Source organism: Enterobacter sp. MF024 (assembly GCF_005843915.1).
Classification (GTDB): Bacteria; Pseudomonadota; Gammaproteobacteria; order Enterobacterales; family Enterobacteriaceae; genus Enterobacter; species Enterobacter barmai.
In genome coordinates, this window is record NZ_VCBB01000024.1 from 1 (window position 1) to 14,660 (window position 14,660).

Consider the following 14,660-nt stretch of genomic DNA (forward strand, 5'->3'; position numbering starts at 1 on the left):
AACCCCGCCTTATACCTGTTTACACACAGACTTATCCACAATGCGACGAAAAAGTGAAAATGTGCGAGCGTTGCGCAAACGTTTTCGTTAAAATGCTCGCGCTTAATAAAGTGACCCCGCCAGGTGTGTTAGTTGAGTTTTTATGTGGAAAATTCACCTAACGCTCTCTGTAATCGTCAAATCCAGGGGATTTACCATGCAACAACGTCGTCCAGTCCGCCGCGCTCTGCTCAGTGTTTCTGATAAAGCCGGTATCGTCGAATTCGCTCAGGCACTTTCTGCACGTGGCGTAGAGCTGCTGTCTACGGGTGGCACTGCTCGCCTGTTAGCAGATAAAGGCCTGCCGGTAACCGAAGTGTCCGATTACACCGGTTTCCCGGAAATGATGGATGGACGCGTCAAAACCCTGCACCCGAAAGTTCACGGCGGCATTCTGGGTCGTCGCGGTCAGGACGACGGAATTATGGAGCAACATGGGATCGCGCCGATCGACATGGTCGTTGTTAACCTTTATCCGTTCGCCCAGACCGTTGCCCGTGAAGGCTGCTCTCTGGAAGATGCGGTAGAGAACATCGATATCGGCGGCCCAACCATGGTGCGCTCCGCGGCGAAGAACCATAAAGATGTCGCCATCGTCGTAAAGAGCAGTGACTACGATGCCATTATTAAAGAGATGGATGCCAACGAAGGTTCGCTGGATCTCGGGACCCGTTTCGACCTCGCCATTAAGGCCTTCGAACATACCGCCGCGTACGACAGCATGATCGCCAACTACTTCGGTAGCCTGGTACCTGCCTATCACGGCGAAAGCAACGAACCTTCCGGCCGCTTCTCTCGCACCTTAAACCTGAACTTCATCAAGAAGCAGGATATGCGCTACGGTGAGAACAGCCACCAGCAGGCAGCCTTCTATATAGAAGAAGAGGTAAAAGAAGCCTCCGTTGCTACAGCACAGCAGGTTCAGGGCAAGGCGCTCTCCTATAACAACATCGCTGACACCGACGCGGCGCTGGAGTGCGTGAAAGAGTTCAGCGAGCCAGCATGCGTTATCGTTAAGCATGCAAACCCATGCGGCGTGGCGGTAAGCACCTCTATTCTGGATGCTTACGATCGCGCTTATAAAACCGACCCGACCTCTGCGTTTGGCGGCATTATTGCCTTTAACCGCGAGCTGGATGCCGAAACCGCCCAGGCGATCATCTCCCGCCAGTTCGTTGAAGTGATCATCGCCCCTTCTGCCACCGAAGAAGCGCTGAAAATCACTGCGGCAAAACAGAACGTGCGCGTACTGGTTTGCGGTCAGTGGGCGGAACGCGTTCCGGGCCTGGACTTCAAGCGTGTGAACGGCGGTCTGCTGGTTCAGGATCGTGACCTGGGTATGGTGACAGAAGCCGACCTGCGCGTGGTTACTAAGCGTCAGCCGAGCGAGCAGGAGCTGCGTGATGCGCTGTTCTGCTGGAAAGTGGCTAAGTTCGTGAAATCCAACGCAATCGTATATGCCAAAGAGAACATGACTATCGGCATAGGCGCAGGCCAGATGAGCCGCGTCTACTCCGCGAAAATCGCCGGTATTAAAGCGGGCGATGAAGGTCTGGAAGTGAAAGGGTCTGCTATGGCCTCTGACGCCTTCTTCCCGTTCCGTGACGGCATCGACGCGGCTGCCGCTGTGGGTATCACCTGTGTGATCCAGCCTGGCGGCTCTATCCGTGATGACGAAGTGATTGCTGCCGCTGATGAACACGGCATCGCGATGATCTTCACCGACATGCGTCATTTCCGCCATTAATTTCCGGAGCAGAGAATGAAAGTATTAGTGATTGGTAACGGCGGGCGTGAGCACGCCCTGGCGTGGAAAGCGGCGCAGTCTCCGCAGGTAAAAACCGTCTTTGTGGCGCCGGGTAACGCCGGTACGGCTCTCGAGCCTGCCCTGCAGAACGTGGCTATCGGCGTGACCGATATCCCGGCGCTGCTGAACTTCGCCCGCAACGAGAAAATCGACCTGACCATCGTCGGCCCGGAAGCGCCGCTGGTGATTGGCGTGGTTGACGCGTTCCGCGCGGCGGGCCTGACCATCTTCGGCCCGACCGAAGGCGCCGCGCAGCTCGAAGGCTCGAAAGCCTTCACCAAAGATTTCCTGGCGCGTCACAACATCCCGACCGCGGAATACCAGAATTTCACCGAAGTGGAGCCTGCGCTGGCTTACTTACGTGAAAAAGGCGCGCCGATTGTGATCAAGGCCGACGGCCTGGCCGCCGGTAAAGGCGTTATCGTGGCGATGACTCTCGAAGAAGCAGAAGCCGCTGTCCAGGACATGCTGGCAGGGAACGCTTTTGGCGATGCGGGCCACCGTATCGTGATCGAAGAGTTCCTCGACGGGGAAGAGGCGAGCTTTATCGTCATGGTCGACGGCGAGCACGTCCTGCCGATGGCCACCAGTCAGGATCATAAGCGCGTTGGCGATGCCGATACCGGCCCGAATACCGGCGGCATGGGCGCATACTCCCCTGCTCCGGTGGTCACCGACGAAGTACACCAGCGCACCATGGATCGCATCATCTGGCCAACCGTGAAAGGAATGGCTGCGGAAGGTAACACCTACACCGGCTTCCTGTACGCGGGCCTGATGATCGACAAACAGGGCAACCCTAAGGTTATCGAGTTCAACTGCCGCTTTGGCGATCCGGAAACTCAGCCGATCATGCTGCGCATGAAATCCGATCTGGTGGAGCTGTGCCTGGCCGCCTGCGAAGGCAAGCTGGACCAGAAAACCTCTGAGTGGGATGAGCGCGCGTCTCTGGGCGTGGTGATTGCTGCGGGCGGTTATCCGGGCAACTACAACACCGGCGATCAAATCCACGGCCTGCCGCTGGAAGAAATCGATGGTGCGAAAGTGTTCCACGCAGGCACCAGGCTCTCTGATGACGAACTTGTGCTGACCAACGGTGGACGCGTCCTGTGCGCCACGGCGCTGGGCAATACCGTTGCAGAAGCGCAGCAACGCGCCTATGCGCTGATGGCGGATATTCACTGGAACGGCAGCTTCAGCCGTAATGATATTGGTTATCGTGCGATTGCGCGCGAGCAGGGGAAGTAATTTTTCTCCTCACCCTGACCCTCTCCCCATCGGGGGGAGGGAACTTAAAAACTCTTCTCTGTCGGCTGCCAGGTACAGAAATCTTCGTTAGCCACCAGCAGCAGCTGTGACCCTTCAGGCGCTTCCAGCCACGCCACGCTCACTTCCATAGAGGAGTGGCTCTGACGGCGTGCAATGTGTTCCGTTGCCCAGCTATCGAGATCCGGCTTCAGGGTCTGGCCTTCGCACGTGGTGACGGTGCCGTCGGCATGCCAGCGCCCCTGATGCAGCACCACCCTTCCCTGTCGCAGCGCATCGCTGGTCTGGCGAATTTGATCGGCCCGGTAACGGTAAAGTTCGATTTGATCGGTAGAGAGCTGCTGTTTAAGACCGCCGATTTCGCGCTGCATAAAGCTCAGCTCACCGTGGTCGTCAAAACGTACCCGCACATGCTCGGGGACTTTGCTGTAGATGTTTACGTCGATATAAGCGAGCGTATCGCCCTGCCAGCGGTATTCACTGGTAGTAGTACTTCCGCTATGCCAGGGGCTAAAAGCGGAGAGGAGATGCACTTCGTCGTCTGAGTCTTTACGCCAGACGCGTACCGCGCCCTGATTGTCAGCGTAGCCGCTGGCAGTAAAAGCCGGCAGGGAGGAGTCATGACTGCAGGCGGTCAGTACAAGCACGCCCGCCAGCGCCAGTGCCTGGCGCCAGACAGACAAAAGGGGCGAAACCGCCCCCTCGATAAAACTGTTCACTGCTACGCGGCTTACTTAACTGCGTCTTTCAGTGCTTTGCCAGAAACAAATGCTGGCACGTTAGCTGCAGCGATTTTGATTTCTTTACCGGTCTGCGGGTTGCGGCCAGTACGCTCAGCGCGGTGGTTCACTTTGAAGGTACCGAAACCTACCAGTTGTACAGCATCGCCTTCTTTCAGAGACTCAGTAATTGCAGCCAGGGTGGATTCCAGAGCAGCTTTAGCCTGTACTTTAGACAGGTCAGCTTTGTCCGCAATTACATCAATCAGTTGAGTCTTGTTCATAAGTTATCCTTTCAATGTGTTTATCGCTTGCTAAGCATCGAGTGCGACGAAAATGCCAAAAAAGCACTCTCCTGCATACACGCACCGATAGCCACTTATTTTCGCCCCCCAAATGTAGACCAGACGGGGGGCAGAAGGGAAGAGTAGAGGCATGACAAATCAGGCGTTAAATCACGTTTTGTTGTCTCACTGGTTAAGATTTATACCAATGTTACTCTCGCCTGCCTCACGCAAGTCTGCACGCAGACCTTTAATCAGTTCGATATCGCGTTCTTCACACTCGGCCAGCAAACGGAAAATTTCCCACTGGATATCCCATTCCTGCTCAACGGCCGGGTTCAGACGGAGCTCTTCATCGGTCATTTCACGCTCTGCCTGAGTCATCTCCAGCATCGCCACAGTGGTGATAGAGGCCTTACTGACTTCGATGGCATGTTCCAGAGTTTCGCCACTCAGACGCGAGTGAATCAGTTCACTTAAGGCCACACAGGCATCAATGGCCGGGTAGACGCCATAGACATCATAGTCATCAGCAACCGGGATCGCCTCTTCCAGCTTATCGAGCTGGGAGTCGAAGTTCACCCTGGCATCTTTGACCGTCAGCGTTTCCCACACCAGATCGAGGATACGGCGATACAGTTGACCATCACCAAATTCAGTCTGCTTGCAGAACATGGCGTAGTTCGGATACATACGTTCGCACAGACAGGCCATAAAAGTGACGTGCTGCCAGCTTTCCAGCTTCTCAAGGCGCAGATGAATCGGGTTTTGTAACATGATGATGTCTCGAATCGAAAATTGGCCGCAGTTTACCTGAATCAGCGCTGAATTTCCTGCCAACGAACAAAAGCCGGACGCCCGGAAGCCACCGCATCGGCCCAGCGGGTCGGTTCCGGCAGCCGATAGCCCCGCATACAGCGCTGGACCCACGCCAGGGCGCTGTCGGTACTGACGCGATGACCGGTGGCGATGAACAGCGGATTGCAGCGGGCTTTGCTGCGCCAGACCCAAGCCAGCTGCTCGCCTTTATCCATCAATGGCGCCAGCGCCCCGGGTTCGGGCGACAGAGGCTCAAACTTGCCGCAGAGGCGTTTCTTCGCCACGCCGATGGTCGGCACATCCACCAGCAGGCCAAAATGGCTGGCGACGCCGAGACGGCGCGGATGGGAGATCCCATGCCCGTCAACGAACAGCAGATCGGGCCTTTGCGAGAGCTGATCCCACGCGGCCAGCAGCGCGGGATACTCACGAAATGAGAGGAAGCCGGGAATATAGGGCATGGTCGTGGCGATGCGCGCCACCTGGTATTCAACCAGCTCCAGCCCGGGGTACGTCAGGAGCACTATCGCCGCCCGCGTCACCTCTCCGCCCTGCTCAAACCCGACATCGGCCCCCGCAATCAGCGTGGGCGGGTCTTTATCCAGACGATCCTCACGGGATACAGACGCAGCGAGTTTAAGTTGTTGAGCGCGAAGTGACGCAAGATCCATAACGACTCCTTACGGGTGATACTGGGCAGAAAGTCGGTGTACCGCCTCCACAAACACGCCTGCATGCTCTGGCGGAACATCCTGATGAATACCGTGCCCCAGGTTAAAGACATGGCCCTCGCCCTGACCGAAGCCTGCCAGAATGGTCGAGACTTCTTCTTCAATACGGGCGGCCGGAGCATACAGCATAGACGGATCCATGTTGCCCTGCAGGGCGACTTTGTCCCCCACGCGACGGCGCGCATCGGCGATATCGGTGGTCCAGTCGAGGCCCAGCGCATCACAGCCGGTCTCTGCCATCGCTTCCAGCCACTGGCCTCCGCCTTTGGTGAACAGCGTTACCGGCACGCGGCGCCCTTCGTTTTCACGCAGCAGGCCATCGACGATTTTATGCATGTAGTAGAGCGAGAACTGCTGGTAATCGCGGCCCGTCAGCACTCCGCCCCAGGTGTCGAAGATCATCACCGACTGCGCGCCCGCTTTGATCTGCGCGTTCAGATAGAGGGTGACGCTTTTCGCCAGCTTTTCGAGCAGGGCATGGAGCGCCAGCGGATCGGCGTACATCATCTTCTTGATAACGGTAAAGGCTTTGCTGCTGCCGCCTTCGACCATGTAGGTCGCCAGCGTCCACGGACTGCCGGAGAAACCAATCAGCGGTACTTCGCCTTTCAGCTCGCGGCGAATAGTGCGCACCGCGTTCATCACATAACCGAGTTCCTGCTCCGGGTCCGGGATCGGCAGATTGTCGATGTCCGCTTTGCTCTTGATGGGAGAAGAGAAGCGCGGACCTTCGCCGGTTTCAAAGTACAGACCAAGCCCCATCGCATCCGGGATAGTCAGGATATCTGAGAAGAGGATCGCCGCGTCCAGCGGATAGCGGCGCAGCGGCTGAAGGGTCACTTCGCAGGCCAGCTCCGCATTTTTGCACAGCGACATAAAATCGCCCGCCTGCGCACGCGTGGCTTTATATTCCGGCAAATAGCGGCCCGCCTGGCGCATCATCCATACCGGGGTGATATCAACGGGTTGGCGCAGCAGCGCACGCAGATAACGATCGTTCTTCAGTTCGGTCATTTTTGCAGTTCCTTAAGCGTCTTATTCCCAGTGTATCACGTCTCAGATATCGTCAGCCCGACACATTGCCACGGTATCTTCTATCAGGCGGCGCGCCACAGTGCCGGGCGGTGGGAGCAGCGGTAAATCGTCGTAACGATACCAGTCGGCTGACAGCAACTCTTTCGGGTCGATGACGATCTCGCCGCTGTCGTACTCGGCCATAAAGGCGGTCATCAGCGATTGCGGGAACGGCCACGGCTGGGAGGTGACGTAGCGCAGGTTCTTCACTTTGATACCGCTCTCTTCCATCACTTCACGCGCAACGGCCTGCTCCAGCGTTTCGCCCACTTCCACAAACCCGGCCAGCACGGTATGCACCCCGTTGCGATGACGGGTATGTTGCGCCAGCAGGATGGTGTCTTCACGACGGATAGCGACGATGATGCACGGCGCGATTTGCGGATAGTAGCGTTCGCGGCAGTGGCTGCAGAGCATGGCCCATTCGGTTTTGCTTGGGTGCATGGTGTGACCGCAGTAACCGCAATATTTATGCGAGCGATAAAACTCGGCCAACTGCACAGCGCGGCCGGCCAGCTGGAACAGGCCGACATCGAGATCGAGCACCTGGCGAACCGATCCCATATCGTGGCGACGATTTTGTTGGATCAACCACACAGAATCGCCCTGCCACTCGCCAATGTTTAGTGCGGGTTGACCCGCAAGATCGAAATTTCCGGCTTCGCCATGTGGTAATTCACCACCGGGCAACCATAATTTTTGTTCATGGCTGACTAACCACCAGCCGCGATCCGATTTTTCAATTATACGATCCATATCTATTGCACTACCTTTGCTTCACAGGCATGTTGGTAACAATACTATTACATTTTGGGTGGGCAGCTTTTAATCTTAACCTTGCGGAGTCAAACATGCTAAACCAGCTAGAAAACCTGACAGAGCGCGTTGGCGGAAGTAACAAACTGGTCGATCGCTGGCTTCACGTGCGTAAACATCTGCTCGTTGCCTACTACAATCTCGTTGGCATTAAGCCGGGTAAAGAGTCCTACATGCGCCTGAATGAAAAAGCGCTGGACGATTTTTGCCAGAGCCTGGTCGACTACCTTTCCAATGGTCATTTCAATATTTATGAACGCATTATCGGTGAAATGGAAGGTAACAGCCCGTTTTTAGCGGCCACCAAACTCTACCCTCTGCTGGAAGCCAACACTCAGCAGATCATGGATTATTACGACTCCACGCTCGAAAATGCCATCGATCAGGACAACTATCTGGAATTTCAGCAGGCACTTTCTGATATCGGCGAGGCGCTGGAGCAACGATTTACGCTGGAAGACAACCTGATCGCCCTCGCGCTGGATCACAATCTGAAAGCAAGCAACGAAGATAACGTCGCCCGACCGGCTTGAGTTATTTATCGTTAACGCGTAATTTACATTTACTGCTCCCGCTGTAGGGGAGCAAATTCTTGTCGGAGTGCCCAGTGCGAAAGCCGGGCTGAGACCGTTAATTCGGGATCCGCGGAACCTGATCAGGTTAAGACCTGCGAAGGGAACAAGAGTCAATTTACTGTATCGCCCCCGGGCGATCCTCTCTTGCTTCATCCGTCGTCTGACAAGCCACTTCCTGAACTTACTGGAACGAGCTATGTCTGCCACAAAAATGACCCGCCGCGAACAGCGCACACACGCCCAACGCTTCATCGATACTCTGGAAGGCACCGCTTTCCCAAACTCTAAACGCATCTATCTGACCGGCTCCCGGGATGATATCCGCGTACCCATGCGCGAGATCCAGCTCAGCCCGACGCTCATCGGCGGCAGTAAAGAAAACCCGCAGTTTGAAGAGAACGAAGCGGTGCCGGTCTACGACACCTCCGGGCCTTACGGCGATCCGGCTGTGACCATTAACGTCCAGCTGGGACTGGCAAAACTGCGCCAGCCGTGGATTGACGCGCGTGACGACAGCGAAGCGCTGAACGAGCAAAGCTCGGCTTATACCCGCGAACGCCTGGCCGATGATGGCCTGGACGAGCTGCGCTTCACCGGTCTTCTCACGCCGAAGCGTGCCAGGCCTGGCAAATGCGTCACCCAGCTGCACTACGCCCGTCAGGGGATCGTCACGCCGGAGATGGAGTTTATCGCCATTCGCGAAAACATGGGCCGCGAGCGCATCCGTGGCGAGGTGCTGCGCCACCAGCATCCGGGTGAGGGCTTTGGGGCTCGTCTGCCGGAGAACATCACCCCGGAGTTTGTGCGTGACGAAGTGGCCGCCGGCCGCGCCATTATTCCCGCCAACATCAACCATCCGGAATCGGAGCCGATGATCATCGGGCGTAACTTCCTGGTGAAAGTGAATGCCAATATCGGTAACTCGGCCGTGACCTCCTCCATCGAAGAAGAGGTGGAAAAACTGGTCTGGTCGACGCGCTGGGGGGCGGACACCGTCATGGACCTTTCCACCGGTCGCTATATTCACGAGACCCGTGAGTGGATCCTGCGTAACAGCCCGGTGCCGATTGGTACCGTCCCCATCTACCAGGCGCTGGAGAAGGTGAACGGCATCGCGGAAGACCTCACCTGGGAGGCTTTCCGGGATACCCTGCTGGAGCAGGCCGAACAGGGCGTGGATTACTTCACCATCCACGCGGGCGTGCTGCTGCGCTATGTGCCGATGACCGCTAAACGCCTGACCGGCATCGTCTCCCGCGGCGGTTCGATCATGGCAAAATGGTGCCTGTCCCATCATCAGGAGAACTTCCTGTATGAGCACTTCCGCGAAATCTGCGAGATCTGCGCCGCGTACGACGTTTCGCTGTCGCTGGGCGATGGCCTGCGTCCGGGCTCCATTCGCGATGCTAACGATGAAGCGCAGTTTGCCGAGCTGCACACTCTGGGCGAGCTGACCAAAATTGCCTGGGAGTATGACGTTCAGGTGATGATTGAAGGCCCAGGCCATGTGCCGATGCAGATGATCCGCCGCAACATGACCGAAGAGCTTGAGCACTGCCACGAAGCGCCGTTCTATACCCTGGGGCCGTTGACCACCGATATCGCACCGGGTTACGACCACTTCACCTCCGGCATTGGCGCGGCGATGATTGGCTGGTTCGGCTGCGCGATGCTTTGCTACGTGACGCCGAAAGAGCATCTCGGTCTGCCGAACAAAGAGGACGTGAAGCAGGGGCTGATCACCTACAAAATTGCCGCCCACGCCGCCGACCTGGCGAAGGGCCATCCGGGGGCGCAGATCCGCGATAACGCCATGTCGAAAGCGCGCTTCGAATTCCGCTGGGAAGATCAGTTCAACCTCGCCCTCGACCCGTTCACCGCCCGCGCCTATCACGACGAAACCCTGCCGCAGGAGTCCGGTAAAGTGGCGCACTTCTGCTCCATGTGCGGGCCGAAATTCTGCTCGATGAAAATCAGCCAGGAGGTGCGTGATTACGCCGCGGCGCAGACTATCGAAGTGGGAATGGCCGATATGTCAGAGACCTTCCGCGCCCGGGGCGGCGAAATCTACCTCAAAAAAGAGGAGGCGTAATGTATCAGCCCAACTTTCCGCCAGTGCCGTTTCGTCTGGGGCTTTACCCGGTGGTCGACAGCGTGGCGTGGCTTGAGCGTCTGCTGGCCGCTGGGGTAAAAACCCTGCAGCTGCGCATCAAGGATAAACAGGATGACGAGGTTGAGGCCGATATTGCGGCAGCCATTGCCCTGGGGCGTCGTTATGACGCCCGCCTGTTTATCAATGACTACTGGCGTATGGCGATTAAGCACCAGGCTTACGGCGTGCATCTGGGTCAGGAGGATCTGGAGACCACCGATCTGGAAGCCATTCGTCGCGCCGGTTTGCGTCTCGGCGTGTCGACGCATGACGACATGGAGATCGACGTGGCGCTGGCGGCACGTCCGTCTTACATCGCCCTGGGACACGTTTTTCCGACCCAGACCAAGCAGATGCCTTCAGCTCCGCAAGGGCTTGAACAGCTGGCCCGTCATATCGAACGGCTCGGGGATTATCCCACCGTCGCCATCGGCGGTATAAGCCTCGAACGCGCGCCTGCGGTCCTGGCGACCGGCGTGGGAAGCATCGCGGTGGTGAGCGCCATCACCCAGGCCGGGGACTGGCAGGCAGCGACGGCGCAGCTGCTGCAACTGGCGGGGACAGGCGATGAATGACCGTGACTTTATGCGCTACAGCCGCCAGATCCTGCTGGACGATATCGCCATCGACGGGCAGCAAAAGCTGCTCGCCAGCCGGGTGTTGCTGATCGGCCTCGGCGGACTGGGCGCCCCGGCGGCGCTATACCTGGCCGGAGCCGGGATCGGCACGCTGGTGCTGGCCGACGATGACGAGGTTCATCTGAGCAATTTGCAGCGGCAGATCCTCTTCACCACCGACGATATTGCCCAGCCGAAAGCGCAGGTAACGCAGCGTCGCCTGCAGCAGCTCAACCCCGATATCCGGCTGATTGCCCTGCAGACCCGGCTGGAAGGCAACGCGCTGCAGGAGGAGATCGCCCGCGCCGACGTGGTGCTGGACTGCACCGACAACATGGCCACCCGCCAGGCGATCAACGCCGCCTGCGTGATGCTCAACACTCCGCTTATCACCGCCAGCGCCGTGGGCTTTGGCGGACAGATGATGGTGCTGACGCCTCCCTGGACGCAGGGCTGCTACCGCTGTCTGTGGCCGGATGATGACGAGCCGCAGCGCAACTGCCGCACCGCCGGTGTTGTCGGCCCGGTGGTTGGCGTGATGGGCACCCTGCAGGCGCTGGAGGCGATCAAGCTGCTCAGCGGCATCGAGACTACGCGCAATGCGCTACGTCTGTTCGACGCCCGGGCAGGGAGCTGGCGGCAGCTGGCTTTGCAGCGCACCAGCGGCTGTCAGGTATGTGGGGGGCAGCATGCGGATCCAGTTTAACGACGAACCGATGCAGTGCGTGGAAGGCATCACCGTCGCCACCCTGCTCTCCCAGCTGCGCCAGTTAAAACCCGGGGTCGCGCTGGCCCTGAATCAACAGATCCTGCCGCGCGAGCAGTGGGAAAAACAGCAGGTGTGCGAAGGCGATCAGATCCTGCTCTTTCAGGTGATTGCCGGAGGCTGAGATGTTACGTATTGCTGATAAAACCTTTGATTCACATCTGTTTACCGGTACCGGCAAATTTGCCTCGCCGCAGCTGATGGTAGGCGCGATCCGGGAGAGCGGCAGCCAGCTGGTGACGCTGGCTATGAAGCGGGTCGATCTGCGTAATCACAACGACGCTATCCTGGCACCGCTGCTGGACGCGGGCGTGAGCCTGCTGCCCAACACCTCCGGGGCCAAAACTGCGGAAGAGGCGGTGTTCGCTGCCCGGCTGGCGCGCGAGGCGCTGGGCACGCACTGGCTTAAGCTGGAGATCCATCCCGATGCCCGCTGGCTGCTGCCCGATCCCATCGAGACGCTGAAAGCGGCGGAGATGCTGGTCAAAGAAGGGTTCACGGTGTTGCCCTACTGTGGTGCCGATCCGGTACTGTGCAAACGGCTCGAAGAGGCTGGCTGTGCGGCGGTGATGCCGCTCGGCGCGCCGATAGGCTCCAATCAGGGGCTGGAAACCCGGGCGATGCTGGAGATTATCATCCAGCAGGCGACCGTGCCGGTGATCGTGGATGCCGGGATCGGCGTGCCTAGCCATGCCGCTCAGGCGCTGGAAATGGGCGCCGACGCCGTGCTGGTGAATACCGCCATTGCGGTCGCGGACGATCCGGTCACCATGGCGCGGGCGTTTCGTCTGGCGGTAGAGGCTGGCCTACTGGCTCGCCAGTCTGGTCCCGGCGCCCGGAGCGTTGAAGCCCATGCCACCAGCCCGTTAACCGGGTTTCTGGAGGCGTTATCATGAAAACCTTTACCGATCGCTGGCGCCAGCTCGACTGGGACGATATTCGCCTGCGCATCAACGCAAAAACGCCTGCGGACGTGGAGCGGGCATTAAACGCCCTTCAGCCGACCCGGGAGGATATGATGGCCCTGCTCTCCCCTGCCGCCAGCGGCTATCTGGAGCAGATGGCGCAGCGGGCGCAGCGCCTTACCCGCCAGCGCTTTGGCAACACGGTGAGCTTTTATGTCCCGCTCTATCTCTCCAATCTGTGCGCCAACGACTGCACCTACTGCGGCTTCTCAATGAGCAACCACATCAAGCGCAAAACGCTGGATGAAAACGAGATTGCCCGGGAGTGCACCGCGATCCGCGAGATGGGTTTTGAGCATCTGTTGCTGGTCACCGGCGAACATCAGACTAAAGTCGGGATGGACTATTTTCGCCGTCATATGCCAGCCATTCGCCGCCGGTTCGCCTCTTTACAGATGGAAGTTCAACCGCTGTCAGAGGCAGAGTATGGCGAGCTGAAAACGCTGGGGCTGGATGGCGTGCTGGTCTATCAGGAGACCTACCACGAAGCGGTGTATGCGCAGCACCATCTGAAAGGTAAAAAACAGGATTTCTTCTGGAGACTGGAGACCCCGGATCGGCTGGGACGCGCCGGGATCGACAAGATCGGCCTCGGGGCGCTTACCGGGCTTTCTGACAGCTGGCGGGTGGATAATTTTATGGTGGCGGAGCATCTGCTGTGGCTACAGCAGCACTACTGGCAGAGCCGGTACTCGATCTCTTTTCCCCGGCTGCGCCCCTGCGCCGGGGGGATCCAGCCCGCGTCGATCATGGATGAACGCCAGCTGGTGCAGACCATCTGCGCGTTTCGCCTGCTGGCCCCTGAGGTGGAGCTGTCGCTGTCGACCCGGGAATCTCCCGCGTTTCGCGATCGCGTCATTCCTCTGGCCATCAACAACGTCAGCGCATTTTCAAAAACTCAGCCTGGCGGCTATGCCGATGACCATCCCGAGCTGGAGCAGTTTGCGCCGCACGACAACCGCCGTCCGGAAGACGTTGCCGCGGCGCTCAGCCATCAGGGATTGCAGCCCGTCTGGAAAGACTGGGACAGCTGGCTGGGACGCGCCTCGCAACATGGCTGAAAAAAGCGGTAACGCAGAGAAGTTATTACGAGGCGTCACGTAACCTTATCAACGGGCCATTGTCATACTGCGCCCGTTTTTTTTACGCTTATTTCGTCAGCAGGGGATGCTGACCAGGGCGGAAAGCTTCTTCCTCGTTTCGCCCTGCCTTTCCCCATGCTGTAACAGTTGTAACCGGTTTCAGAAAATGCAGGTTTCTTTGTGATGACTCACACACAATCGCGGTAACGCGGTTGTCGAAGCGGACGGTGCAGGATAATTATCAATAAACACATGTACATTGAGGCTGACTATGAAGAACATCGTTTTATGCTGTGCAGCGGGAATGTCCACCAGCATGCTGGTTCAACGCATGAAAGACGCCGCGCAGAAAAAAGGGGTCGAAGTAACCATTAAAGCCGTACCGGTTGCTGAGTTTAAAGATGAAATCGCCGCAGCCGACATTGTGTTGCTTGGCCCGCAGGTCAAATACGAACTTAATAATCTTCAGGCTCAGGCTGAACCGCTGGGTAAAAAGGTCGCGGTTATCGACATGATGGATTACGGCATGATGAAAGGTGATGCCGTACTGGAAAAAGCCCTCAAACTGCTGGAGTGACCCGTGGAAGATTTAGAAACGATCATTATGGAGCTGCTGGTCAACGCCGGTGCAGCCCGTAGCTCAGCATTAACCGCGCTGCAGATGGCGCGTAAAGGTGATTTTGCCGAAGCTGAAAAAGCGATGGAAGAGTCACGGGAATTCGTTAAGCAGGCGCACTCCATCCAGACGAAACTGATTGGTCTTGATGAAGGCACCGGCAAGTTGCCGGTAAACCTGATCACCGTTCACTCGCAGGATCACCTGATGAACGCGATGGTGATTCAGGATCTGGCGGGAGATATGATCGAGATTTATCGCCGCTTGCCGCTTGTGAACTAAAACGCCCCGACCCGAACCATAGGCCGGGTAAGCCCAGCGCCACCCGGCAA

At 57.9% G+C, this 14,660-nt stretch carries 17 protein-coding genes and 1 riboswitch; of the genes, 11 read left to right on the forward strand and 6 right to left on the reverse strand.

The features are described 5' to 3' along the window. Positions 1-196: 196 nt before the first annotated feature. Complete coding sequence (purH, locus tag FFB58_RS22390) at positions 197-1,786, forward strand: bifunctional phosphoribosylaminoimidazolecarboxamide formyltransferase/IMP cyclohydrolase (RefSeq protein ID WP_039028899.1); 1,590 nt, start codon at positions 197-199, stop codon at positions 1,784-1,786. Between the two features lie 15 nt (positions 1,787-1,801). Next, on the forward strand, positions 1,802-3,094 hold the full coding sequence (gene purD / locus FFB58_RS22395) for a phosphoribosylamine--glycine ligase (RefSeq protein ID WP_138371050.1): 1,293 nt from the start codon (positions 1,802-1,804) through the stop codon (positions 3,092-3,094). A gap of 44 nt (positions 3,095-3,138) precedes the next feature. On the opposite strand, the gene FFB58_RS22400 is transcribed toward purD, so the two are convergent. The 6 genes from FFB58_RS22400 to nudC all read right to left on the reverse strand — a co-directional run bounded on the left by FFB58_RS22400 (position 3,139) and on the right by nudC (position 7,495). After that, entirely contained in the window at positions 3,139-3,831 is a 693-nt protein-coding gene (locus tag FFB58_RS22400; protein ID WP_039028897.1) for a DUF1481 domain-containing protein, read from the reverse strand. Positions 3,832-3,842: 11 nt separating this feature from the next. Further along, on the reverse strand, positions 3,843-4,115 hold the full coding sequence (hupA, locus tag FFB58_RS22405; RefSeq protein ID WP_002445246.1) for a nucleoid-associated protein HU-alpha: 273 nt from the start codon (positions 4,113-4,115) through the stop codon (positions 3,843-3,845). Between the two features lie 186 nt (positions 4,116-4,301). Continuing rightward, positions 4,302-4,892 (reverse strand): YjaG family protein, encoded by a 591-nt coding sequence (locus FFB58_RS22410; RefSeq protein ID WP_138371051.1) that lies wholly within the window; start codon positions 4,890-4,892, stop codon positions 4,302-4,304. A 41-nt stretch (positions 4,893-4,933) separates the two neighbouring features. After that, a complete protein-coding gene (gene nfi, locus FFB58_RS22415; RefSeq protein WP_039028895.1) occupies positions 4,934-5,605 on the reverse strand; it encodes a deoxyribonuclease V in 672 nt (223 codons plus the stop codon). 9 nt (positions 5,606-5,614) lie between these two features. Continuing rightward, entirely contained in the window at positions 5,615-6,679 is a 1,065-nt protein-coding gene (hemE, locus tag FFB58_RS22420; protein WP_039028894.1) for a uroporphyrinogen decarboxylase, read from the reverse strand. Positions 6,680-6,721: 42 nt separating this feature from the next. Further along, on the reverse strand, positions 6,722-7,495 hold the full coding sequence (nudC, locus tag FFB58_RS22425; RefSeq protein WP_138371052.1) for an NAD(+) diphosphatase: 774 nt from the start codon (positions 7,493-7,495) through the stop codon (positions 6,722-6,724). A 95-nt stretch (positions 7,496-7,590) separates the two neighbouring features. Between nudC and FFB58_RS22430 the strand changes: the two genes are divergently transcribed. The 9 genes from FFB58_RS22430 to FFB58_RS22470 all read left to right on the forward strand — a co-directional run bounded on the left by FFB58_RS22430 (position 7,591) and on the right by FFB58_RS22470 (position 14,610). After that, a complete protein-coding gene (locus FFB58_RS22430) occupies positions 7,591-8,088 on the forward strand; it encodes an Rsd/AlgQ family anti-sigma factor (RefSeq protein ID WP_039028892.1) in 498 nt (165 codons plus the stop codon). 53 nt (positions 8,089-8,141) lie between these two features. After that, positions 8,142-8,250: riboswitch (TPP riboswitch) on the forward strand. A 76-nt stretch (positions 8,251-8,326) separates the two neighbouring features. Then, the gene (thiC, locus tag FFB58_RS22435; RefSeq protein WP_138371053.1) at positions 8,327-10,222 is read left to right on the forward strand and encodes a phosphomethylpyrimidine synthase ThiC; all 1,896 of its coding nucleotides are present in this window, start codon (positions 8,327-8,329) and stop codon (positions 10,220-10,222) included. Beyond that, a complete protein-coding gene (gene thiE / locus FFB58_RS22440; RefSeq protein ID WP_138371054.1) occupies positions 10,222-10,857 on the forward strand; it encodes a thiamine phosphate synthase in 636 nt (211 codons plus the stop codon). Before thiC ends, thiE begins: the two co-directional genes overlap by 1 nt. Further along, complete coding sequence (gene thiF, locus FFB58_RS22445) at positions 10,850-11,605, forward strand: thiazole biosynthesis adenylyltransferase ThiF (protein WP_138371055.1); 756 nt, start codon at positions 10,850-10,852, stop codon at positions 11,603-11,605. The genes thiE and thiF overlap by 8 nt, the downstream gene beginning before the upstream one ends. Next, positions 11,589-11,789 carry a sulfur carrier protein ThiS gene (thiS, locus tag FFB58_RS22450; RefSeq protein ID WP_138371056.1) on the forward strand — a complete coding sequence of 67 codons (201 nt, stop codon included), beginning with the start codon at positions 11,589-11,591 and terminating at the stop codon, positions 11,787-11,789. The genes thiF and thiS overlap by 17 nt, the downstream gene beginning before the upstream one ends. Before the next feature lies 1 nt (position 11,790). After that, positions 11,791-12,561, forward strand: a complete 771-nt coding sequence (thiG, locus tag FFB58_RS22455; RefSeq protein WP_138371057.1) for a thiazole synthase — start codon at positions 11,791-11,793, stop codon at positions 12,559-12,561. Then, positions 12,558-13,691: a 2-iminoacetate synthase ThiH gene (thiH, locus tag FFB58_RS22460; protein WP_138371058.1), complete on the forward strand. Its 1,134-nt coding sequence runs from the start codon at positions 12,558-12,560 to the stop codon at positions 13,689-13,691. The genes thiG and thiH overlap by 4 nt, the downstream gene beginning before the upstream one ends. 292 nt (positions 13,692-13,983) lie before the next feature. Continuing rightward, positions 13,984-14,289: a PTS sugar transporter subunit IIB gene (locus FFB58_RS22465; protein ID WP_039028885.1), complete on the forward strand. Its 306-nt coding sequence runs from the start codon at positions 13,984-13,986 to the stop codon at positions 14,287-14,289. A 3-nt stretch (positions 14,290-14,292) separates the two neighbouring features. Beyond that, positions 14,293-14,610, forward strand: a complete 318-nt coding sequence (locus tag FFB58_RS22470; protein ID WP_138371059.1) for a PTS lactose/cellobiose transporter subunit IIA — start codon at positions 14,293-14,295, stop codon at positions 14,608-14,610. Positions 14,611-14,660: the final 50 nt, after the last annotated feature.